This window comes from Pseudomonas sp. FSL L8-0168 (genome assembly GCF_037976155.1).
Lineage (GTDB): Bacteria > Pseudomonadota > Gammaproteobacteria > Pseudomonadales > Pseudomonadaceae > Aquipseudomonas > Aquipseudomonas paracarnis.
In genome coordinates, this window is sequence record NZ_CP150262.1 from 1,233,227 (window position 1) to 1,255,988 (window position 22,762).

Below are 22,762 nucleotides of genomic sequence, written 5' to 3' on the forward strand. Positions count from 1 at the left end.
TGCATCCTGTCGGTATGGCGGCTGTGCGTGGGAGACCTTCGGGTCTGCCGGGGGTGATTCTTCCTGGTATGCGAACCCGCGCACAGTTGCCAATACCGCCCGGATCATGGTCCAGGATGTGGCGGATGTGTTTACGGTGATTGAAAAACATGGCCTTGATTCGCCTGCTGTGCAGTAAGTTGTGAGAAAACCCGCCTCGGCGGGTTTTCTGGTTTTTGCGAAACTCAATCCTACCCGCTCCTACCCAGGCGGTAACCACGATGCGAAGCGAGCCGCTCTTGATCTGCTTTTGATCTTGCTTTTGATCTCAGGCGCCCCGTTAAACCACGCTGGCCGGAATTCGACAGGGATTTGGGGGGTAAACCGGCAGGGATGCCGGTTTACCCCCCAAATCACTGGCGGATTACGGGCACACCGAGCCCAAGCGAGGTGCCGAGTGGTGGGGCGAGGACCTTTTGGTTACTTTTGGGTCCTTCCAAAAGTGACCCGCTGTAAAAGCCAGCCCTTTCAAGGTCTTCTGTAAAATCCCCTGAAATTCATTCAGGGGGTACCTAAACGATGTGGGCGGAAGTTCTAGCGCGTTTCGAAAAAAAAGCACCTGCCAGTGTCATGGCCAAACTGGCGCTGCAGCAGGCTATTGCCCCCGAGTGGATTGATCAGGTTTTCGAAGAACACCGGCAACGGCAGTATTCTCGTGAGCTATTGTTCTCGACCATCATCAAGCTAATGTCCCTTGTTTCATTGGGCTTGAGGCCATCTCTGCACGCCGCCGCGCGACAACTGGAGGACCTTCCGGTCAGCCTGGCGGCTCTCTACGACAAGATCAGTCGTACCGAGCCTGCTCTGTTGCGCGCCCTGATTACGGGCTGTGCACAGCGCCTGGCTCCAACCATCCGGGAGCTGGGCTGCACGGCGATGCTGCCGGGTTGGCAGGTTCGGGTAGTGGACGGTAATCACCTGGCATCCACTGAAAAACGTCTGGGAGCTTTACGCAACGAGCGCGGCGCCGCTCGTCCCGGTTTTTCGGTTGTTGCATACGATCCCGATCTGGATCAGGTCGTCGACCTTCAGGCGTGTGAGGATGCCTACGCAAGCGAGCGCGTTTGTGTGCTGCCTTTATTGGCCAATGCCGAGCCAGGCCAAGTGTGGCTGGCTGACCGGCTTTATTGCACGCTCCCGGTTATGGAGGCTTGTGAGCAAGTCCAAACTTGCTTTGTCATTCGTCAGCAAGCCAAGCATCCACGCTTGATTCAAGAGGGTGAGTGGCAAGAGCCAGTACCTGTGGAAACTGGCACTGTGCGTGAGCAGATCATCCAGGTCAAAGGCGGTTACCAATGTCGGCGTGTCGAACTGACGCTTCATTCGCCAACGGACTCCGGCGACAGCAGCTTGATGTTCTGGAGCAACCTGCCTGAGAGCGTCAGTGCGCAACAGATCGCCGAACTGTATCGCCGCCGCTGGAGCATTGAAGGTATGTTCCAGCGACTGGAAGCGATCCTGGAAAGTGAGATCGAAACCCTTGGCAGCCCAAAGGCTGCCTTACTGGGGTTTGCAACGGCGGTATTGGCTTACAACGTCCTGGCTGTTCTCAAACGCAGTGTTGAACAAGCTCATCGGGATACCCAGCCTGAAGGATGGGAAGCCTCGATTTACCATTTAGCGGTTCAGGTCAGGAGTGGATATGAGGGAATGCAGATTGCGCTGCCCTCGGAACATTTTCCTGTCATTCCGTTGGAAAAACTGGCTCAGCACTTATTGGCGCTTGCCAGAAATATCCAACCTAAACAAGTTGCGAAAAGCCCCCGTGGCCCCAAGGTACCCAAGCCCAAAACATGGGTTAAAGGCACCGCGGTGAATGCGCATGTTTCAACGGACCGGATAATCAAGGCTGCCAAGACGAAAAGACCTTGAAAGGGCTGGCTGTAAAAGCGGAACCCTAAGTGGCCGTTACCGCAGGAATGGATATGTACGCAATCAACTGTGTCGCCTGCCAGGCCGCCTTCGCAGGCAAGCCAGCTCCCACATTTGGATCGCGTAGGGTCAGATAGATAGGTGTCGGCCTTCAGGCCGTCATCGCAGGCAAGCCCCACAGTTTGATTGCGCAGCACCAAAGTTGAACCTCACGCTTCACCCGTCAGGGCCGGCCTTGCGGTGCCAAAGGTGCAACGTTTCTCTATGATGTGGCCTTTCACTGAAAATCTCTGGAACGGCCCATGCCCACCCTCACCCTGCGCAACGCCCTGCCCACCGACGCAGCACGCTGCTTTGAAATCGAAACCAGCGCCTACGAGGGCGACGAAGCCGCCACGCTTGAAAAGATCACCACGCGTATCGCGCAGTATCCCGAGGGCTTTTTGATCCTGGAGGAAGATGGCGCAGTGGTGGGCTTCATCAACTCAGGGTGCGCCCATGAAGTGGTGATGTCGGACGAGGCCTTCAAGGAGTTGGTGGGCCATGTGGCCGAGGCACCGAATGTGGTGATCATGTCGGTGGTGGTCGACCCGGCCCATCAAGGCAAGGGCTATGCGAAACGGCTGATGACTGAGTTCGTGCAACGCATGCAGGCAATGGGCAAGCGCACCCTCCACCTGATGTGCAAGGCGCAGCATGTGCCGTTGTACCGAGCAATGGGCTACACCTACGTGCGCCCTTCGCCGTCGGATCATGGGGGTATGGCGTGGCATGAGATGGTGAAGACGCTTTAATGCAAGCCGTTGCACGAGTGATTGCAAAAGTGTTTCCAAGCGTGAGGCAACCAAAAGACCTGCAACGACCGAATGTGTTTCGGTGAGTGAAAAGCTGGCACTGCGCTGCGCTATCTGACAGCCAGCCTGACTTTTCGGAGCGTGGGCCGGACTGCGCCTATAGCCTTTTGACTCACTCGAAAACCAACACCTGATGCGGTTTCACGTTGTTACATCCAGCCAAAACAGACCTCGTTGAGCGCCTGCCCCAGGCGCTGTAGCCTGCGAAACGCCCTGTCAGGGCCACCCTCTGACAGGGTCAATTTCCAAGCAATCAGAGAGGTGCAATCATGTCTTCAATCAATGGCTCCGCCCCATTCGTACCCGCGTACCAGCCCGCTGCCAAACACCCTATCGATAACGATGTACCGAGGAAAAACTCTCTGGACAAACAGGCTGGAGAAGATGCCGAAGTGTCCAATGGCAAGGGCGGCTGGAAAAACATTGGCAATGCGACGCGCGACCACGCCAACCGCACTCGGCTGGATCGCAATTTCTTGCCTTCAGACAAAAAGACCGTCGATGACGCCCAGGTCAATACCAGGGCTGGATATCACGGCACCGGCACCCTGCCCGCCTTCCCAACTTGGGATGACAAGGCCTTAAACGACTCCGCGTCCAATGCCCTGCGTCAACCGATCGACTTCGAAATAAAACCTGACGGCAACGGCGGTTGGACCAAGGCGTGACAACTCCACTGTCTAAGCCGCTTTAGCACTCAGGGCTTTGCCGAACAACCAGTACCCAGGGGCTTCACCCTCAAAGGTACAGTTCAGCGGTTGTTCCACTATGGGACAGCCGCCGAGTCATCTACCAACTGCCGGAAGCCCCCCCGCCACCGCTGGAACCGCCACCGCCCGACGAACTGCTGCTGGTGCTGGAGCCGCTGGAACCTGAGCTGGACCCGCCGCCGGAGCCAGAACCTTCGCCGACCTTGCCAAAGATAATCAGCGCAACAAACGATGCGATAGGAAATGCCAGCAACCAGGCGTCGCGATCGCCGTCCATCACCTGCCCCGCCACCCCATACACGGCCACCGCCGCCAGCAGTCGTACGCTAAAACCTGCGCGGCTGGTGCGCCAGGTCTGCCTCATGAGCAGCACCAGCACCAGGTACAACCCCAGCACCACCAAGACGCCCAGGGGCCACAGCAACCAGTGGGTGAAACTGACGTCTACGTAATGGTTTGCCACCACCAACCCGAGGATATAACCCAGCAGCCCGATCACGCCGTAAAACAGCGTGCGCACCTGCCACAACGCGCCGAATAGCGCGCCGCCAATCAACAAGGTCAGCGGCATTGCAACGAGGAACATCGGCCAGTCCCGACCACCGGCCAATACCGTCAGCAACAGCGTGGCCGCAACTGCGATGATCAAAGCTCTGCGCCAGTGCAACTTGCCAGCGGCGATCAGTGTACCGGCGAGCGCCCCCAGGACAAACGCCGCCAATATCGCGAAAAATTGCGGGTTGATCCCCGGCCCGGCCACTTCAGGCAGGTCGCCGCCGTCCACCAGGACCACCAGCGCGCTCACGCCTTGCTGGATGCCACCGGCAAAATCGCCCTGACGAAACGCTGGAGTGAGACGTTCTTCAATGATGCGATGGGCCAGCAGATCAGTGACGATGCCTTCCAGGCCATAACCCACCTCGATGCGCACTGTGCGGTCGGCTTTGGCCACTACCAGCAGGATGCCGTCGTTGACGTCCTTGCGCCCCAGCTTCCAGGCGCGGAACAGTTGGTTGGCATAGTCTTCGATGCCGCTGCTGCCGGTGGTCGGCACCAGCAATACGGCCACTTGCGCGCCTTTGCGTTGTTCAAGGTCGGCGAGTTGTTGCTTGAGGCGCAGCACGGTGCCCGAGTCGAGGGTATTGGTCAGGTCGATGACCCGCTGATCAAGGGCAACCCCAATCGGCGAGGTGTCCGCATGAGCGGCGATGAACAGGCTGGAAAACACCAGGGCCAGTAGGCTGAACACCGATTGCCGCACAAGCACGATCATGTATGGTTACCTGAAGTCTCTCCCTGAAGACGCCGACTTTACCTTATCTGCACGCAAACGCGTGACCCAGGGCCTGCGACTATCTAAACTGCCCGCTAAGCTGCATAGCAATTAGCCATCCACGAGAACCCCATGGACCTACGTCACCGCAACAATATACATGTGATGGGCCACGGTCCCTCGACGCTGGTGTTTTCCCACGGCTTTGGTTGCAACCAGGCCATGTGGAATGCCTTGGCACCGCACTTTCTCGAGCGCTTTCGCGTGGTGCTGTATGACCTGGTCGGCGCCGGCCTGTCGGACTTGAGTGCGTTCGACAAAACCAAATACAGCCGCCTGGATGGCTATGCCCATGACCTGAACGAGATTATCGACGCCTATGCCCAAGGCCCGGTGATTCTGGTGGGCCACTCGGTCAGCGCGATGATCGGCACCCTCGCCGACCGTTTCCTCCCGGGCCGCATTGCCGCACACGTGATGATTGGCCCATCGCCACGCTATATCGATACCGAGGAATATGTCGGCGGTTTCCAGCGCGACGACATCGACGACCTGCTCGACACCCTCGACAGCAACTACCTGGGCTGGTCCAGCGCCATGGCCCCGGTGATCATGGGCGCCCCGACGCAGCCGCACCTGAGCGAGGCGCTCACCGAGAGCTTCTGCCGCACCGAGCCGGACATCGCCAAGCAGTTCGCCCGCGTGACCTTCCTCTCGGATAACCGCCAGGATGTGTTCGGCCTGACCACCCCGGTACTCATTCTGCAATCGACCGACGACCTGATCGCCCCCGTGGCCGTGGGTGAATACCTGCACGCCGTACTACCTAACAGCACTTATTGCCTGGTCGAGAATGTCGGCCATTGCCCGCATATGAGCGCCCCCCAGGCGTGTGCAACGGCGATGGACCGGTTCCTGGCCCCTTGGGCGGCTGCCGATGCCCGTTGACCCGCTGTTTGACAGCGCGGCGTGTGCCCTGGCGGTGACCCAGGAAGATGGCACGATCCTGCACGTCAACCCGCGCTTGTGCGACTGGCTGGGCTTTACTGCGGCCCAGCTGCTGGGCCGGCGTTTCCAGGACCTGCTGGCCATGGGCGGGCGGATTTTTTACCAGACGCACCTGGCGCCGATGCTGCGTATGCATGGCAGCGTCACCGAGGTGAAGCTCGACATCCGTCATTGCAACGGGCACAAAGTCACGGTCTTGCTCAACGCCAACCGGCGCCAGCAGCCCGACGGCGTGGTGTATGACTTGGCGCTGTTCGGCACCACCGACCGTGACAAGTACGAGCGTGAGCTGCTCAATGCCCACAAGCAGGCTGAAGCCCTGCTGCAGGAAAAAACTGCTACGGAACTGGCCCTGCAACAGGCCCAGGCCGAACTGAGCGAGGCCTATGCCATTGCCCAGCGCCGGGCGTTGTTTGCCGAGCAGATGGTGGCGATTGTCAGCCATGACCTGAAAAACCCACTCACCGCGATCCGCATGGCCTCCGACTTTCTCCAGCGTGGCGAGCGCACGGCCAAGGAGCGCCAGTTGTTGGGGCACATCGGCCAGTCGTCCGAACGCGCCCACCGCATGATCGCCGACCTGCTGGACTTCACCCAGGCCCGGGTCGGCCAGGGCATTACCATCAAGCCGCAACCGCTGGACCTGCACAGCGTTATTCATCGCAGCGTCGACGAACTGCGGGTGGCCTTCCCCAAGGCCACGCTGGTGCATCACGCCGAGGGCCAGGGCGACGCGTGCCTGGACGCCGACCGCGTGCAACAGATGATCGGTAACCTGGTGGCCAACAGCGTGGCCTATGGCGACTTGCTGCAGCCGATCACCATTACCTCGCGCCTGGGCGATAACACCTGCGCGGTCGCGGTGCACAACCACGGCCCGGCGATTCCCCAAACCCTGCTGGCCGGATTGTTCGAACCCATGACCCGCGGCACCGACCAGGGCAGCGACGTGCGCAGCGTAGGCCTGGGCCTGTATATCGTGCGCGAACTGGCCAGAGTACATGGCGGCGACGTGGCGGTGAGTTCATGTGCGAGCGCCGGCACCACGTTTACCGTGAAGTTCTAGTACAGGTACGCGGTGCCCTGCATGATCGGCTCGACCCGGCCGGTCAATATCACCCCGCCCCGCCCGTCCCATTGCACCGTGACCGCGCCGCCGTCGCACTGGACCTCCACACGCTCATCGAGCAGCCCTCGCCGGATGCCGTTGACGACCGCCGCGCAACAGCATGAACCGGACCCCAGCGGCACACCTCCACCACGCTCCCAGATACGCAGGCGGATATGGCCGCGGTCCAGCACTTGCACGAAATGCACATTGGTCCTGGCCCGAAACAGCGGGTGAACTTCCAGGCTCGGGCCCATGGCTTCAATATCGAGCGCCGTCACATCCTCCACAAAAAACGTGCAATGCGGGTTGCCCATGCTGCACGCCGCCGGCTGGCCGTCGATAGGCAACACGCAGGTGTCCATCGCCCTGGCCAAGGGTACCGACGCCCAGTCCAGCGAGGGTGGGCCCATATCCACCGACACGCGCTGCCCATCAGCACGTGTGCATGTCAGCAAGCCACGGTCGCTGCCCAGCACGATGCTTTGGGTGCCAGCCTCATGCATCAGGCGATCCGCCACGCCACGCGTCGCGCTGCCGCAGGTTTGCAAGCGTGTTCCGTCCGGGTTCCAGAACTGAACGCGCGCAGCAGCCTCCTCACAGTCGAGCACCACCGCCAGCTGATTGAAACCGATGCCGGTGCGGCGGTTACCCAAGTGGCGGGCAATCTGCGCAGTAATAGGGTTATCCTCGCCACGGCGGTCAATGATAATGAAGTCGTCGCCGTGGGCGTGCATCTTCACGAACGGCAGGGTCATGGGCGCTCCTGTGGGTGAAATGAGTCAAGCGGTTCTAATACCACTGTAGGAGCGAGGTTGCTCGCGAAAAACTCACAGGCGCCGCGTTTATTCAGGGAGTGCGCGTTATGGTTGGCGTTTTTCGCGAGCAGCGCGCCTACAAAGGGTTGAAGGGTCATGCTTATTGTATTCAGCGGCTTGCCCGGCAGTGGCAAGACCACGATTGCCAGGGAGCTGGCGCGACAGTTGGGCGCGGTTTACCTGCGTATCGATGTGATTGAGCAGGCGCTGCGGGAGGCTGCGGTGTTGGTAGGCGATGTGGGGGCCAGCGGCTACGCGGTGGCGAATGCGCTGGCGCTGAGTAACCTGCGCCTGGGGCAGCGGGTGATCGCCGATTGTGTGAACCCCGTGAAGGAAAGCCGCGATGCCTGGCAAGCGGTGGCGACAGCGGCCGGTGTGGCGCTGAGCAATATCGAGGTGGTGTGTACCGATCAGCAGGCGCATCGGCGTCGAGTCGAAGGGCGTGTGGGCGATATTCCCGGGCTGGTGCCGCCGACCTGGGAATCGGTGCAGGCGCATGAGTACGAACGCTGGGAAACCCCACCGTTCAGGCTGGATACGGCGCAGATGACGCCGGCAGAGGCTGTCGCGGCAGCCTTGCTCCATATAGGCTAAAACCCACCTGTGGCGAGGGAGCTTGCTCCCTCACCACATTCTTTAGAAGTTACCGCGCAACGCCTCAAGCCCGCCTTCGTAGACACCGGCAAACAATGCCTCGACTTGCGCCTCGGTGGTACCCGCTGCCGGCGTGAACACGCCGGACCAAGTCACTTTCGCCGAGGTGTCCGTCAGCGCTTCAACCTGCAAGGTCGCCAAGTAAGCACTCACCGGAAACGGCGAGGCTTCAATGGTGTAGCTGTAGGTGCGCGCCACGTTGTCGAAGGTCTGCAAACGCTCGACAATCGCGCCGCCGTCAGCGGTGGTCAGGTGACGCACACGGCCACCCTCGCTCGGCTCGCTCTTGGCAATCAAAGGCAGCCAGTCAGGCAGGCTGTTGAAGCCGCCAATCAGTTGCCAGACCTGGTCGGCCGACACCGCAATTTCAATCACAGAAGACGCTGTTGCCACGATCAATACTCCAGTCAGGAAAAAATCAGATTGCCATGCTGTCGACAACGCCACCGTCGACCCGCAGCGCGGCACCGGTCGTCGCCGAAGACAGCGGTGAAGCAATGTACGCCACCAGGTTCGCCACTTCATCCACATTGGCCGCGCGCTGGATGATCGAGGTGGGCCGCGCATGGCGCACAAATACATCCGCTTCCTCTCGGGCACTGCGCCCGGATTCGGCCGTGGCGTCCTTGAGCATGTGTTCCAGGCCATCGGTAAAGGTCGGCCCCGGCAAGATAGCATTCACCGTCACCCCAGTACCCGCCAGGCGCTTGGCCAGGCCGTGGGACACCGCCAGGTTGGCGCTTTTGGTCACCCCGTAGTTGATCATGTCGGCCGGCGTCGCCACGCCAGACTCCGACGACACGAAGATCACCCGGCCCCAGCCCTGCTCGACCATACCCGGCACATAATGCCGCGCCAGGCGCACGCCGGAGATCACATTGACCTCATAGAAGCGCGCCCACTCACTGTCCGGCGCGTCGAAGAAATCCACCGCGTCGAAGATGCCCAGGTTGTTGACCAGAATGTCGGCGCGGGGTTCGGCGGCGAAAAGTTTCTGTGCGCCTTCAACGGTGCCGAGGTCGGCCACCACACCACGCAGTTGAGCAGCCGGAACCGCTTGGCGAATGCTGGCCAAGGCGTCGTCCACCTTGCCTGCATCCCGCCCGATCACCACCACCGTGGCACCGGATTGCGCCAGGGCCTGGCTGATACCCAGGCCAATCCCGGCGGTGCTGCCGCTGACAATAGCCACTTTGCCACTTACATCAATTTTCATGCTCAAGCTCCTTAACGTGAGAGAGGCAAAGGTGCACGGTCCGAGATCAAGCGGGCCTCGCGCAACGCCTGCCAGAAGGCTGCTGGAATCTGTTCAGACAACGCCGCGACGTCTTCGGCAATCCGCCCCGGACGACTGGCACCAGGAATCACCGATGCCACTGCCGGATGGGCCAGTGAAAACTGTAGCGCAGCGGCCTTGATACTGACGCCAAACGCCTGGGCAATTGCCTTGATCTGCTCGACCTTGGCAATGATCGCCGGGCCGGCTTGCTGGTATTCAAAGTGCGCACCGCCAGCGAGGATGCCGGAGCTGTACGGGCCACCGACAACGATCTCGACCTGCTGGGCGTGGGCCGCGTCCATCAGGCGCTGCAAGGCGCGGTCGTGGTCCAGCAGCGTATAGCGACCCGCCAGCAGAAAACCATCAGGCTGGGCTTCGGCCAGGTCCAGGGTCAACTCGCAAGGCTCGACACGATTGACGCCCAGCCCCCAGGCCTTGATCACTCCTTGCTCGCGCAAACGGGTGAGTACTTTGAAGGCACCAGTGCGGGCCTGGTTGAAGTATTCCAGCCATTGGTCGCCGTAAAAATCCTGGGCGATGTCGTGAACCCACACGATGTCCAGGCGATCGGTTTGCAGGCGTGTCAGGCTGTCTTCAATGGAGCGCAGGGTGGCGTCGGCTCTGTAGTCATTGAGTATTTTATTGGGCCGGCCGTGTTCGAATACGCCGCTTTTTTCGCCAAGGTCACGGGCGGTTTCTTCGACTTCATCGAGAATCACCCGGCCGACCTTGGTGCTGAGCACGTAGTCATCGCGGTGATAGTTGGACAGCGCCTGGCCCAAGCGTATTTCCGACAGGCCCGAGCCGTAGAACGGCGCGGTATCGAAGTAACGCACGCCCTGGTTCCAGGCGGCCTGGACGGTGGCCTGGGCTTCTGCTTCGGGGATGGCGCGGAACATATTGCCCAAGGGGGCGGTGCCAAAGCCCAGTACGCCGGGCAGTGTGTCTTTCAAGCTCATGGTGGTTCCTCAATCGGTGCGAGGTCGCTGTGACCGTTGAGCAGATGCTAGATTGCGCAGATCAGACCGTCCAAGACATACTGCGACCAACTTGAGTCCTTGAAGGTCTTACATGATTGATCTACGCCAGTTGCGCTACTTCGAAGTGGTAGCCGAAGAAGAACACGTCGGCCGCGCCGCCGAGCGCTTGCACATTTCCCAATCGCCCCTGAGCCGGCAGATCGCCCAGCTCGAGGAACGCCTGGGCCTGACCCTGTTCGAGCGCAGCCAGCAGCGCATCCGCCTGACCCGCGACGGCCAGACCTTCCTGGCCGAAACCAAGGCCCTGCTGACCCACGCCAACCGCCTGGAGTCCCTGGGCAAGCGCCTGGGCCGCGGCGAAGAAGGCGGTTTGTGCATCGGTTATATCGAAAACGCCATGCACGCCGGTGTCCTGCCCAATGCCTTGCGCATACTGCGCGACGATAGGCCCACCGTGCATATCAAGCTGTATAACCTGCCCTCCCTGGAACAACTCGAAGGTTTGCGCCAACGCAGCCTGGACATCGCCCTGGTGAGCGAACCACCTGCCGCCGACGACCCGGACCTGACCGCCTGGCAAGTCCTCGACGACGCGATGCTGCTGGCTCTGCCCGAACAGCATCCGCTGGTTCAACAACATGGACTGTTACCCGAGCACCTGGCCGACCAACAATGGATCGGCGTGCAGCGCAAACCTGGCGCCAACCCGGCCGATGATTTCGTCGCCGCCTGTATCCGTGCCGGTTTCACCCCGCAAATCCCCATGGAGGCCAGCGAGCCCTTTACCGCACTGGGCCTGGTGGCGTCCGGGCTGGGGGTGGCGATGGTGCAAAAAGGCCTGAGCCGCAACGCACCGCCAGGCGTAGTGTTGCGCGAGCTGCCGTGGCTGGCCTACACCACACCGCTGTGGGCGGCATGGCACCGCGTCAACTTGAGGCCGCTGGTGGAAACCTTTCGCAAAGTGCTGACCGAACCTGAGGCTATCTGACTGACGTCTCACAGGGTGTCTATGCCGGGTGATGATTTTGTGAGCAACGCAGAACCAGTGCGGGAGCTGGCTTGCCTGCGATAGCGGTGGTTCAGTTGAAGATTCAGTGACTGACACACCGCCTTCGCGGGCAAGCCCCCTCCCACATTGGGTCAGGAATCAGAGTGCTTCGCGCAACCGATACCACAACATCCCCAACGCCAGCAGTGGCGAGCGCAGCGCCTTGCCACCGGGAAAGGTCATGTGCGGCACCTGGCTGAAGATATCCAGGCCCTGGCTTGCACCCGCATGTATCCCTTCGGCCAGCAGCCGTGCGCACCAATGCGTCACGTTCAAGCCGTGACCGGAATAGCCTTGGGCATAGAACACATTGGGGTACTGCTTGAGCCGCCCGACCTGGGGAAAGCGGTTGGCGGTGATGCCAATCTTGCCGCCCCACTGGAACTCGATAGCCGTGTTGGCCAACTGTGGGAACACCTTGAGCATTTTCGGGCGCATGTACGCGGCGATGTCCTGGGGGTCGCGCCCCGAGTAGTGGCAGGCACCACCGAACAACAGGCGCCGGTCGGCGGTCAGCCGGTAGTAATCCAGGCCGACTTTCTGGTCGCACAGCGCCAGGTTCTGTGGGATCAACTGCTGGGCCACGGGCTCAGGCAGAGGCTCGGTGGCGATGATGTAGCTGCCCGCCGGCAGTACCTTGCCGCTCAAGCGCGGCTCCAGCTCCTCAAGATGGGCATTGCATGCCAGCACCAGGTTGGCTGCGCGCACGCTGCCGCCTGCGCAGCGCACTTGCACCGTCTCGCCATGGATCAGCTCCAGCACCGGGCTGTGCTCAAAGATGCGCACCCCAAGGGCCTCGGCCGCACGCGCTTCACCCAAAACTAGGTTAAGCGGGTGCAGTTGCCCGGAACCCATGTCGACCAGGCCGCCGGCATACACCGTAGAGCCCACCACCTGTGCCATGTCTTGTGGGCCGACCAGCCGCGTTTCATGGGCATACCCCATGGCCGCCAGGTGCGCCTGTTCGCCCTTGAACGCGGCAAACTGCGCCGGGGTGTTAGCCAGTTCGCAAAAGCCCCAGCGCAGGTCACAGTCGATGCCGTGCTCGGCAATGCGCTGGCCCACCAGAGCGACCGAGTCGATACCGGCCCGCTCCATATAGCGCACGCCCTCCTCGCCCACGTATTTGGCAAACCCGGAGACATCATGGCCGATACCCCGAATTAATTGCCCGCCATTGCGCCCGCTGGCGCCCCAACCGATGCGGCGCGCCTCCAGCAGGATCACCGAAAGCCCGCGCTGGGCCAGTTCAATGGCGGTGTTGACCCCGGTGAAACCGCCGCCGATCACACACACATCGGCGCTCAGGTCTGCCTCAAGTGCGGGCCGCTGCACCATGGCATTCGCCGAAGCGCGGTAATAGGACGGGGCATGTTCATTGGACTGCATCATCGGTTGGACTTCACTTTGCTCCAGGCGCGGGTCATCACGGGCATGGTCGCCGGCGTGGGCGTGGTGGAAATATAGAGTTTGTCGAGAACCTCCTGGGGCGGATACACCTCAGGGTTGTTCACCAGTTCCGGTGCCATGAACGGCTTGGCGGCCGGGTTGGCGTTGGCATAGCCCACCGAGGCGCTGACCTTGGCAATCACCTCAGGCTCCAGCAGGTCGTTGATGAACGCATGGGCTTCTTTAGGGTTGCTCGCGTCGGCCGGAATCGCCAAGAGGTCGAACCACAGGTTGGAGCCTTCCTTGGGGATCGAATACGCAATGTTCACCCCGTTCTTGGCTTCCTTGGCGCGGTTGGCGGCCTGGAACACATCGCCGGAATAACCGAAGGCCACGCAGATATTGCCGTTGGCAAGGTCGGAGATGTACTTGGAAGAGTGGAAATAGGTGATGTACGGCCGCAGCGTGAGCAACTTGGCTTCGGCCTGCTTGTAGTCCTCGGCATTCTCGCTGCGTGGGTCCTTGCCCATGTAGTTGAGGATCGCCGGGAACAGCTCATCCGCTGAATCGAGGAAGGCCACGCCGCACTCATGCAGCTTCTTGATGTTTTCCGGCTCGAACAACACCGCCCACGAGTCGATGCGGTCGATGCCCAGCACTTGCTTGACCTTGTCGACGTTGTAGCCAATGCCATTGGTGCCCCACAGGTACGGCACCGAGTGCGCATTACCGGGGTCGTTCTGTTCCAGTAACTTGAGCAGCTTGGGGTCCAGGTTCTTGAAGTTGGGCAACTGCGCGCGGTCAAGCTTGAGGAACGCGCCGGCCTTCACCTGGCGCGCCAGGAAGTGGTTGGACGGCACCACCACGTCATACCCGGTGCGCCCGGCCAGCAACTTGCCCTCCAGGGTTTCGTTGGAGTCGAACACATCGTAGATCACCTTGATGCCGGTCTTGGCCTGGAAATCCGCCAAGGTGGTCTCGCCAATGTAATCGGTCCAGTTGTAGACACTCACCGTCGGCGCCGCCTGACCGGCACCGCTGAACGCCGCGACCAGGGCCAGTGGAAGAAGCTTGTTCACAAGACGCATATCGTCACCCCTCTTATGCTTGTTTTCAGACGCTCAACAGCAGGAACTCGCGCTCCCAGGAACTGATCACCCGCTTGAAATTCTCATGCTCGGCGCGCTTGACCGCGACGTAGCCGCGCACGAATTTTTCGCCCAGGTACTGCTTGACCGTGTCGCAATCCTCCATGCGCGCCAGCGCATCTTCGAGGGTGAACGGCAGGCGCAGGTTGCGGCGTTCATAGGCGCGGCCTTCCACCGGGGCACTGGGTTCGATGTGCTCGATCATGCCCAGGTAGCCACACAACAAGCTGGCAGCAATCGCCAGGTAAGGATTGGCATCGGCGCCCGGCAGGCGGTTTTCCACGCGCATCGCCTCCGGGCTGGACGTGGGTACGCGCAGGCCGACGGTGCGATTTTCTTCGCCCCATTCGACGTTGACCGGCGCCGAGGTGTCCGGCAAAAAACGCCGAAACGAGTTCACGTTGGGGGCAAACATCGGCAGCAGCTTGGGGATGTACTTCTGCAGGCCGCCGATGTGATGCAGGAACAACGGGCTCATGTTGCCGTCGGCATCGACGAACACCGGTTTGCCGGTAGCGATTTCGACCACGCTCTGGTGCAGGTGCATGGCGCTGCCGGGCTCGTCGGCCACCGGCTTGGCCATGAAGGTGGCGGCGACGTTGTGCTTGAGGGCGGCCTCGCGCAAGGTGCGCTTGAACACCGTGATCTGGTCGGCCAGGTCCAGGGCGTCGCCATGGCGAAAGTTGATTTCCATCTGCGCGGGGCCGTCTTCGTGGATCAGGGTGTCGAGGTCCAGGCCTTGGGCTTCGCACCAGTCATAGACATCTTCGAACAGCGGGTCGAATTCGTTGGCGGCGTCGATGGAAAACGACTGGCGCCCGGTTTCGGCGCGGCCCGAGCGGCCGATGGGAGTTTTCAAGGGCAGGTCCGGATCTTCGCAGCGCTGGGTCAGGTAGAACTCCATTTCCGGCGCGACAATCGGCTGCCAGCCTTGGTCGGTATAGAGCTGCAGGACTTTCTTCAACACATTACGCGGCGACAGTTCGATGGGGTTGCCCTGCTTGTCGAAGGTGTCGTGGATCACGATGGCGGTGGGCTCGATGGCCCACGGCACTACGTAAGTGGCGTTGGCGACCGGGCGGCAAATCATGTCGATATCGGCCGGGTCCAGCAGGTCGTAATAGATATCGTCGTCGACAAAGTCCCCGGTTACCGTTTGCAGCAACACACTTTCCGGCAGGCGCATGCCTCGCTCATGCAGGAACTTGTTGGTGGGTGCAATCTTGCCGCGTGCGATGCCAGTCAAGTCACTGATCACGCATTCGACTTCGGTAATCTTGTGTTCTTTCAGCCAGGTGGACAGCTGATCGAAGGGGGCGTTCATAAGGACCTCGTCTTGGGTGGGATGCGACGCTGGGTTGTACTCCCAGCGCATTGAGGTCTATCTTGGGCCAGCCTTGAAACGGCATCTATCCACTTTGCACGCGGCACAACGCACCAATAGAGTGCGCACGGATCACCATGACACAGGCAACCGCTTTGCGCGTACAGGCCTTCGCCACCGGCGATGTGGCCGCCCAATGCAGTGCGACACCCGGCTGGGTGCAGCAGTACCAGCAGATGTCCCCCGGGCATTTTGCCGGGCAGGTGCGCTACCTCGACCTGCACGGGGTGCAGGTCTACGAAGAGTGCATGAACACCCGGGTGGAGCAGCATTTCAACGCACCTGCCGGCGCCCTGGCGTTCTGTTTCGACGCCAGTGACAACGCGCTGTACCTGCTCAATGGCGAAAGCCGCAACACCTGGATCACCCCGGTAAACTACCGCGAAGTGGCCGTGGTGTTCGGCCCGCAGTTCGTCCAGCGCCAGGGCCTGGATATGGCCAAGCTCGAAGGCCTGTTCATGGCACCGCTGAGCTGCCAACAGAACGCGCTGTTCACCCGCTGGCTCAGTGGCACGCTCACGCGCTTGTCCGCACTCACCGACCCCATCAGCCGCGATGCCCTCACCCAGCAACTGCTCGACGACTGCCTGTTTATCCTCGACAACGCCTGCGTGTGCCTGGACGGCAGTTCACTGCAAAAGCGCAATGAAGAACGCCAATTGATGGCGCGCATCGGCGAATGGGCGGCGGATGCACCGGATGAAACCGCCAACCTGTTGGAACTGGCGCAGATTGCGGGTGTGCCGTTGCGCCAATTGCAGCAAGGGTTCAAGACCTACACGGGGATAAGCCCGGCGCAGTGGTTGCGGTTGCGCCGCTTGAACGGGGGCGCGGCGGGAGTTGCTGAGCACGACCGACACCACGGTGGCCGAGGTCGCGATGAATTGGTCGTTCTGGCATTTGGGGCGGTTTTCAAACAGCTACCGGGCGCTTTTTCAGGAGCTGCCCAGCGAAACCCTGAAACGCTCCAGCTGAAAAAACACGCTTGACCTTGTGGGAGGGACAGACCAAACCGTCCCTCCCTTGAACCTCAATCAGGGCTGCGCGTTCAAAAAAGTGGAGATCAGTTGATTGACCTGCTCCGCCGCCTCCAGCTGCACCATATGCCCCTGCCCCGGCAATACATGCACCTGAGCCTGCAGCCCTTGGGCGTGACTTGCCGGGATGATCGCATCGTCACTGCCCCAGATCACCAGGCTCGGCTGGCGGCCCACCTCGCTGCGAAGATCCAGCATCTGCCGCCCGCCATCGAACAGCTTGTGATCGAGCTGGCGCAACGCTTGATCCACCCCTTCCAGGCGCTTGAATTTGAGCATGTCCTCCAGCATCTGCCGCGTCACCAACGCAGGGTTACTGAACAGTTGAGTCAATGGCGGCTTGAGCGCGTTACGGTTGTTGGCTTCGACAAAACCTCGCAGGTAATCGCCGTTGATATCGGCACCCAGACCGGCGCTGGCGATCAAGGTGATGGAGGCGATACGTGCAGGCGCCAGGCTGGCGACGGTGAGGGTCACCAGCCCACCCATGGAGTGGCCGGCCAAATGCACACGGTCGAGCGCCAGGTGGTCGAGCAATGCCAGTACGGCATGACTGAGTTCGGCAGCGTCTCCCGTTTGCAGAGACTTGCCCGACTCCCCGTGCCCCGGCAGGTCCAGGGCAATCACCCGGCGTTCGGCGGCCAGGGCCGGTTGATTGAACAGCCAGTTGTTCAGATCGCCCCCGAAGCCGTGCACCAACACCAGCGGCGTGCCGCCCTCGCCCATGTCCAGATAACGCAGCAAGCGCCCGCCTACCTCGACTTTTTGTGCGCTGGGGCCGGCCTCTTTGGCTTCGGCGGCACTGGAGACGAACCCGGCGTTGAAGCTTTCGATCACGCTATCGATCTGAGCCTCTGTCGCCTCGCCCTCCACCACAATTCCCAGTAGAGCGCCCACCGGCAGGGTTTCATCACTGAGCGCCAGTACCCGACGCAGCACGCCGCTAAAAGGCGCCTCGACACTGCTGGAGATCTTGTCGGTCTCCACGTCCAGCACTTCCTCGCCCTTTTCCACTCGGTCGCCGGGTTGTTTGAGCCAGACATCGATGCGGCCCTCGGTCATCGACAGGCCCCATTTGGGCATGGTCAGGGTATGAATCATGCGGCGGTCCTCTTGTCGGCGATCTTCATCACGGCGGCCTCGATCTTCGCGGCGTTGGGGATGTACAGGTCTTCCAGTGCATCGGAAAACGGCACCGGGGTGTGCGGCGCGGTGACCATCTCGATGGGAGCGCGCAGGAAAGCGAACCCCCGCTGGGCCACCAGGGCACTGATGTCGGTGGCGACCGAGCAGCGTGGGTTGGATTCGTCGATCACCACCAGGCGCCCGGTTTTCTCGACGCTTTCAAGGATGCTGTCTTCATCCAGCGGGCTGGTGGTGCGCAGGTCCAGCACTTCACAATCAATGCCTTGACGCGCCAGGTTGGCCGCAGCCTCCAGGGCGATATGCAGCATGCGGCCGTAGGTCACCAGCGTCACATCCTTGCCCTCACGCACAAAGTTGGCTTCGCCAAACGGGACCGTGTACAGCTCTTGCGGTACGTCGCCCTGCATGCCGTAGAGCATTTTGTGCTCAAGGAAAATCACCGGGTCATTGTCGCGGATTGCCTGGATCAACATGCCCTTGGCGTCGTAGGGCGTGGCCGGGCATACCACCTTGAGGCCGGGGATATGCGTCCACATGGAGGTGAGCATTTGCGAATGCTGGGCAGCCGCCCGCAAACCGGCGCCGTACATGGCACGGATCACCAGCGGTGTAGTGGTTTTGCCACCGAACATATAGCGGAACTTGGCAGCCTGGTTGAGCAACTGGTCCAGGCAGCAGCCGATGAAGTCGACGAACATCAATTCGCACACTGGGCGCATGCCACGGGTAGCGGCGCCCACCGCCATGCCCACGTAGCCGACCTCAGACAACGGTGCGTCCAGCACGCGCCCGGGAAATTGCGGGTGCAAGCCCTTGGTCACGCCGAGCACGCCGCCCCATGCGTCCTGCTCACCGGGGGAACCGGTGCCACCGGCCACATCCTGACCGATGATGAATACGCTCTGGTCACGGCCCATCTCTTGAGCCAAGGCCTCATTGATCGCCTGCTGATAGCTGATTTTACGAGCCATTAGATTCTCTCCACGTCTTGTTTTTATAGGGTTGGTATCAGCGGTAGGCCACGTAAACGTCGCTTAGCAGGTCGGCGGCCTGGGGCTTGGGATCGGTTTTGGCCAGGCGTACGGCGTCTTCGATCAATTGCGCCACTTCACCGTCGATGCGCTCGAACTGCGCTGCATCCAGCCAGCCTTCGGCATGGCAGCGCTGACGGAACAAGGCCAGGCAATCGGCGTTTTCACGCAGGTTTTTCACTTCGTCAGCGCCGCGATAGGTTTGCGCATCGCCCTCGAAGTGCCCATAGAAACGGCTGAGCTTGACCTCGACCAGCGTTGGCCCGTCGCCTTGGCGCGCCCGCTCCACAGCAACGCCGAGTGCTTCATGCACCGCGAAAAAATCATTGCCGTCGACGATCACCCCCGGCATACCAAACCCGGCGGCGCGCTCAGCGATGTCTTTGCAGGCCACCGACCAACCGGCGCCAGTGGCCTCGGCATAACCGTTGTTTTCGGCGACAAACAGACACGGCAGCTGCATGATCGACGCCAGGTTCATCGCTTCGAACACGGCACCTTCGTTGGAGCCACCGTCGCCAAAAAATGCCACTGCCACGCCCTGGCTCCCCTTGAGCTTGGCAGCCAGCGCCGCCCCCGCGGCCAACGGTGCGCCGGCACCGACAATGCCGTTGGCGCCGAGCATGCCTTTCTCTTGGTCGGCGATGTGCATGGAGCCGCCCTTGCCGCCGCACACGCCGGTTTTCTTGCCATAGATTTCGGCCATCATGCCGAACACGTCGACGCCCTTGGCGATGCAGTGTCCGTGGCCGCGGTGGTTGGACGCGATGCAATCATCGTCATTGAGGTGCGCCATGACGCCAGCGGCGCAGGCTTCCTGACCGGCATACAGGTGAACGAAACCGGGGATCTCGCCGGTGGCGAACTCCACATGCAGGCGTTCTTCGAAATCGCGGATGGTGCGCATCACGGTGTAGGCATGCAGTAACTGATCGGTGCACAGGTGGGTGGACATCTTGTTGTTCTCCAGGTTGTCTCGACGCACAAAAAACTGGCTGCGGCCAGTGCCAAGCTGTTCAGCACAGCTTGTGCCAACCGTCGAGAAAACCTGGCAAAGCCTTGATCCAGAGCCGTGCAACACAGCGATGCCCAGGCAAGTGGTCGACTAAATGTGAGACGCAACCACGCAGTTCGACCCTTGAGTCTCAGCGGCATGAGACGCAGCGTCTCAATGCAGGCGTTGGTCAGGGTGCCCTTGTCCGTGGGCACACATGCGCGCTTAATGACGCGCATAACAACAAAGCTTGAGAACCGGAGGCTTTATGCTCGCCATGAACTCCAGGGAGCATGTCGACTGTGTCAGCCGCGTGGTCCGCAATGCCGAGCGCCTGCCCCAGGCGCCCGTGCCGTCGCTGATCTTCGATTCGTGGCGGCGGTCCATGGAGCAACACCGCCTGGACCCCGGCTCCCTGCAAGGTCCACGTATCCTCAGCGAACCCTTGCTCAAGGAATGCCGCGAGCGCGCCGAGCTGTTCATGCGCATCGCCGGCGAAGAAGTCGCACAGTTGCACCATCGCGTGCGCCATGCCGACTACTGCGTGATGCTCACCGACGCCCAGGGCCAGACCATCGATCACCGTGTCGATGCGAGCATTCGCACCGACTGCCGCAAGGCCGGCCTTTACCTGGGCACCTGCTGGTCGGAAGCCGAGGAAGGCACCTGCGGCGTGGCCACGGTGCTGACCAATAAAACGGCGGTAACGGTGCACAAGCGTGATCACTTTCGCGCAGCGTTTATCGGCCTGACGTGTTCGGCTGCGCCCATCTTCGACCCGCAGGGCCACCTGTTGGGTGTGCTGGATGTCTCGGCGCTCAAGTCGCCGGATGACCGCGGCAGCCAGCACCTGATAAGGCAGATGGTGGCGCAGAGCGCCCAGGCCATCGAAAACGCTTTTTTCATGCACAGCGCCCGGCAGCACTGGGTGTTACAAGCCCATAGCACTCCAGGCTTTGTCGACAGCCAACCCGACCTGCTGCTGGCCTGGGACCAGGACGGACGTCTGCACGCCTTGAACAGCAAGGCGCGTCAAGCCCTGCGCTTGCGCTTTGGCCAGCTGCCTGAGCATATCGGCGAAGTGTTCGATGTGGATGCATTGCGTGCAGCCACTGATCAGTCAACCCGGCAGTTGCACTGGCTGGGCAAGCCCGACGCGGTACACGTGAGGGTCAATGCACCCCGACGCCCCTCGGTTCGGGCGCTGCCAGAGACTCAAGTCGACCCGCGGATCCAGGAGCACCTGCGCTTGGCTGCGCGGGTCAAGGACCGCAACCTGCCCGTGCTGGTGCAAGGTGAAACCGGCGTCGGCAAAGAAGTCTTCGCCCGCCAGTTGCACGAGCACAGCGCGCGCCGGCACGGGCCGTTTGTGGCGGTGAACTGCGCGGCGATTCCGGAGAGCCTGATTGAAAGCGAGCTGTTCGGCTATTCGCCCGGCGCCTTCACCGGAGCCTCCAGCAAAGGCATGAGCGGGCTGCTACTGCAAGCCGAAGGCGGTACGTTGTTCCTCGACGAAATCGGCGATATGCCGTTGGCGTTGCAGACACGGTTGCTGCGGGTGCTGGCCGAGGGTGAAGTCGCGCCGTTGGGCGCAGCGAAAACCCGCGTGGTGAACATTCAGGTGATCTGCGCCAGCCACCGCGATTTGGCGGCGCTGGTCAGCGCGGGCCGATTCCGTGAAGACCTGTACTTTCGCCTGGGTTGTGCGCGCTTCTGCCTGCCGCCGTTGCGCGAACGCACCGATAAGCTGGCCCTGATCAATCGGCTGTTGGAGCAAGAGGCGCGTAACAGTGGCGTGTCGTTGGGCATCGGCCAGGCCACACTGCAATTGCTACTGGGGTATGCGTGGCCGGGCAATGTGCGGCAACTGCGGCATGTGCTGGCGTACGCCTGTGCGGTGTGCGAAGGCACTACGCTGCAAGTGGTGGATTTGCCGATTGAAATCCGGGGCGAGCAGCCTCAAGGGCTGGAAGAGCAAAGCGCCAGCCCCGAGCGTCAAATGGTTCTGGATGCGTTGATTCGCCATCGCTGGAAACCCTCGCCTGCGGCACAGGCCCTGGGGATTTCAAGGGCAACCCTGTACCGACGCGTGAACCAACTGGGTATTGATATGCCCGGCAAAACCCACTGATACAAGGGATCGACTCCCACGCAGGCGAGTCGACCACGCTGTCAGCGGTAGACCAGGCCACCGTCGATCAACGGCGCCTGCCCGGTCATATAGTCTGCGTCCGGGCCTGCCAGAAATGCCACAAACCCCGCCACATCCTCCGGCGTTTGCGCACGGCCCAAGGCAATCCCATCCACGTACTGCTTGTAGGTTGCCCCCACCTGCGCCCCGGTAATCTCGGCCATGCGCTTGTCGATCTCAACCCACATATCGGTGCCCACCACACCGGGGCAATAGGCGTTTACCGTGATCCCCGCGCTCGCCAGTTCCTTGGCCGCCGCCTGGGTCAAGGCGCGCACCGCGAATTTGCTCGCCGAGTAGACCCCTAACAGCGCAAAGCCTTCATGCCCTGCGATTGAACAAGCATTGATGATTTTGCCCTTGTGCTTGAGCGCCTTGAATTTGTTGGCGGCCGCCTGGATCCCCCACAGCACGCCCTTGACGTTGATATCCAGGGTGCGCTCGACCTGCTGCGGGCTGACATCGAGCAATGAGTCGATCTGCGCCACTCCGGCGTTATTGACGATGATGTCGAATCCGCCCAGCGTCTGGTGGGCATGCTCTACCGCAGCCGTCACCTGTTCGCGTCTGGATACATCAGCGATGAACACAGAGGCTTTGCGGCCGGTGGCGACGATTTCGGCGGCCACGGCGTTGAGCTTGGCGCCGTCAATGTCCACCAACGCGACATCGGCGCCGTCCTGTGCAAGGCGCATGGCAATAGCCCGGCCTATGCCCTGCCCGGCGCCGGTGACCAGCGCGACTTTACCTGCGATACCCATGACAATCTCCTGAAACGATGAGGGGAGCCTTGTCTATC

20 protein-coding genes and 2 pseudogenes are annotated in these 22,762 nt (G+C 61.3%); 10 read left to right on the plus strand and 12 right to left on the minus strand.

The annotated features are described in order from the left end of the window. Window positions 1–82 precede the first annotated feature (82 nt). The 4 genes and pseudogenes from MHH62_RS05110 to MHH62_RS05125 form a co-directional block, all read left to right on the plus strand. Window positions 83–178 (plus strand): annotated as a pseudogene (locus tag MHH62_RS05110) (fructose-bisphosphate aldolase); the annotation flags it as partial. A gap of 431 nt (window positions 179–609) precedes the next feature. Beyond that, a complete protein-coding gene (locus MHH62_RS05115; RefSeq protein WP_080643517.1) occupies window positions 610–1,911 on the plus strand; it encodes an IS4 family transposase in 1,302 nt (433 codons plus the stop codon). 302 nt (window positions 1,912–2,213) lie between these two features. After that, window positions 2,214–2,705 (plus strand): GNAT family N-acetyltransferase, encoded by a 492-nt coding sequence (locus tag MHH62_RS05120; RefSeq protein ID WP_014718149.1) that lies wholly within the window; start codon window positions 2,214–2,216, stop codon window positions 2,703–2,705. Between the two features lie 329 nt (window positions 2,706–3,034). Beyond that, window positions 3,035–3,433 (plus strand): hypothetical protein, encoded by a 399-nt coding sequence (locus MHH62_RS05125; protein WP_014718148.1) that lies wholly within the window; start codon window positions 3,035–3,037, stop codon window positions 3,431–3,433. 121 nt (window positions 3,434–3,554) lie between these two features. Here MHH62_RS05125 and MHH62_RS05130 read toward each other — a convergent pair whose 3' ends face one another. Next, complete coding sequence (locus MHH62_RS05130) at window positions 3,555–4,748, minus strand: YgcG family protein (RefSeq protein ID WP_020301862.1); 1,194 nt, start codon at window positions 4,746–4,748, stop codon at window positions 3,555–3,557. 132 nt (window positions 4,749–4,880) lie between these two features. On the opposite strand from MHH62_RS05130, the gene MHH62_RS05135 reads away from it, so the two are divergent. Together MHH62_RS05135 and MHH62_RS05140 are read left to right on the plus strand one after the other, a co-directional pair. Then, a complete protein-coding gene (locus MHH62_RS05135; RefSeq protein WP_014718146.1) occupies window positions 4,881–5,696 on the plus strand; it encodes an alpha/beta hydrolase in 816 nt (271 codons plus the stop codon). Further along, window positions 5,686–6,822, plus strand: a complete 1,137-nt coding sequence (locus tag MHH62_RS05140; RefSeq protein WP_014718145.1) for a PAS domain-containing sensor histidine kinase — start codon at window positions 5,686–5,688, stop codon at window positions 6,820–6,822. Before MHH62_RS05135 ends, MHH62_RS05140 begins: the two co-directional genes overlap by 11 nt. On the opposite strand, the gene dapF is transcribed toward MHH62_RS05140, so the two are convergent. Beyond that, window positions 6,819–7,622: a diaminopimelate epimerase gene (gene dapF / locus MHH62_RS05145; RefSeq protein WP_339232600.1), complete on the minus strand. Its 804-nt coding sequence runs from the start codon at window positions 7,620–7,622 to the stop codon at window positions 6,819–6,821. The two genes, MHH62_RS05140 and dapF, sit on opposite strands and share 4 nt — an antisense overlap. A 156-nt stretch (window positions 7,623–7,778) precedes the next feature. Here dapF and MHH62_RS05150 point away from each other — a divergent pair, with 156 nt between their 5' ends. Next, complete coding sequence (locus tag MHH62_RS05150) at window positions 7,779–8,276, plus strand: AAA family ATPase (RefSeq protein WP_014718143.1); 498 nt, start codon at window positions 7,779–7,781, stop codon at window positions 8,274–8,276. Between the two features lie 42 nt (window positions 8,277–8,318). On the opposite strand, the gene MHH62_RS05155 is transcribed toward MHH62_RS05150, so the two are convergent. The 3 genes from MHH62_RS05155 to MHH62_RS05165 are packed head-to-tail and all read right to left on the minus strand — an operon-like array spanning window position 8,319 to window position 10,574. Beyond that, window positions 8,319–8,729 (minus strand): SRPBCC family protein, encoded by a 411-nt coding sequence (locus MHH62_RS05155; RefSeq protein WP_032903525.1) that lies wholly within the window; start codon window positions 8,727–8,729, stop codon window positions 8,319–8,321. A gap of 25 nt (window positions 8,730–8,754) precedes the next feature. Further along, on the minus strand, window positions 8,755–9,552 hold the full coding sequence (locus MHH62_RS05160) for an SDR family oxidoreductase (protein WP_020301857.1): 798 nt from the start codon (window positions 9,550–9,552) through the stop codon (window positions 8,755–8,757). 11 nt (window positions 9,553–9,563) lie between these two features. Continuing rightward, window positions 9,564–10,574 (minus strand): aldo/keto reductase, encoded by a 1,011-nt coding sequence (locus MHH62_RS05165; protein WP_339232601.1) that lies wholly within the window; start codon window positions 10,572–10,574, stop codon window positions 9,564–9,566. Between the two features lie 112 nt (window positions 10,575–10,686). Between MHH62_RS05165 and MHH62_RS05170 the strand changes: the two genes are divergently transcribed. After that, the gene (locus MHH62_RS05170) at window positions 10,687–11,583 is read left to right on the plus strand and encodes a LysR substrate-binding domain-containing protein (protein ID WP_339232602.1); all 897 of its coding nucleotides are present in this window, start codon (window positions 10,687–10,689) and stop codon (window positions 11,581–11,583) included. A 159-nt stretch (window positions 11,584–11,742) separates the two neighbouring features. Here MHH62_RS05170 and MHH62_RS05175 read toward each other — a convergent pair whose 3' ends face one another. From MHH62_RS05175 to MHH62_RS05185, 3 genes are read right to left on the minus strand one after another with little or no spacing between them, the layout of a single operon-like run. After that, on the minus strand, window positions 11,743–13,035 hold the full coding sequence (locus tag MHH62_RS05175) for an FAD-binding oxidoreductase (RefSeq protein ID WP_339232603.1): 1,293 nt from the start codon (window positions 13,033–13,035) through the stop codon (window positions 11,743–11,745). Further along, the gene (locus MHH62_RS05180) at window positions 13,032–14,120 is read right to left on the minus strand and encodes a polyamine ABC transporter substrate-binding protein (RefSeq protein WP_339232604.1); all 1,089 of its coding nucleotides are present in this window, start codon (window positions 14,118–14,120) and stop codon (window positions 13,032–13,034) included. The genes MHH62_RS05175 and MHH62_RS05180 overlap by 4 nt, the downstream gene beginning before the upstream one ends. Before the next feature lie 25 nt (window positions 14,121–14,145). Further along, window positions 14,146–15,504: a glutamine synthetase family protein gene (locus MHH62_RS05185; RefSeq protein WP_014718136.1), complete on the minus strand. Its 1,359-nt coding sequence runs from the start codon at window positions 15,502–15,504 to the stop codon at window positions 14,146–14,148. Between the two features lie 137 nt (window positions 15,505–15,641). Here MHH62_RS05185 and MHH62_RS05190 point away from each other — a divergent pair. Then, window positions 15,642–16,539, plus strand: a pseudogene (locus tag MHH62_RS05190) (helix-turn-helix domain-containing protein). A gap of 59 nt (window positions 16,540–16,598) precedes the next feature. Here the strand turns inward: MHH62_RS05190 and MHH62_RS05195 are convergent. The 3 genes from MHH62_RS05195 to MHH62_RS05205 are packed head-to-tail and all read right to left on the minus strand — an operon-like array spanning window position 16,599 to window position 19,733. Then, the gene (locus MHH62_RS05195) at window positions 16,599–17,702 is read right to left on the minus strand and encodes an acetoin dehydrogenase dihydrolipoyllysine-residue acetyltransferase subunit (protein WP_003190667.1); all 1,104 of its coding nucleotides are present in this window, start codon (window positions 17,700–17,702) and stop codon (window positions 16,599–16,601) included. Continuing rightward, window positions 17,699–18,718, minus strand: a complete 1,020-nt coding sequence (locus tag MHH62_RS05200) for an alpha-ketoacid dehydrogenase subunit beta (protein WP_003190665.1) — start codon at window positions 18,716–18,718, stop codon at window positions 17,699–17,701. The genes MHH62_RS05195 and MHH62_RS05200 overlap by 4 nt, the downstream gene beginning before the upstream one ends. Window positions 18,719–18,755: 37 nt before the next feature. Beyond that, window positions 18,756–19,733, minus strand: a complete 978-nt coding sequence (locus MHH62_RS05205; RefSeq protein WP_003190663.1) for a thiamine pyrophosphate-dependent dehydrogenase E1 component subunit alpha — start codon at window positions 19,731–19,733, stop codon at window positions 18,756–18,758. Between the two features lie 307 nt (window positions 19,734–20,040). On the opposite strand from MHH62_RS05205, the gene MHH62_RS05210 reads away from it, so the two are divergent. After that, window positions 20,041–21,903 carry a sigma-54-dependent Fis family transcriptional regulator gene (locus MHH62_RS05210; RefSeq protein ID WP_032903530.1) on the plus strand — a complete coding sequence of 621 codons (1,863 nt, stop codon included), beginning with the start codon at window positions 20,041–20,043 and terminating at the stop codon, window positions 21,901–21,903. Between the two features lie 41 nt (window positions 21,904–21,944). Here the strand turns inward: MHH62_RS05210 and MHH62_RS05215 are convergent, their stop codons facing one another. Next, window positions 21,945–22,724 carry an acetoin reductase gene (locus MHH62_RS05215; RefSeq protein WP_003190660.1) on the minus strand — a complete coding sequence of 260 codons (780 nt, stop codon included), beginning with the start codon at window positions 22,722–22,724 and terminating at the stop codon, window positions 21,945–21,947. Window positions 22,725–22,762 lie beyond the last annotated feature (38 nt).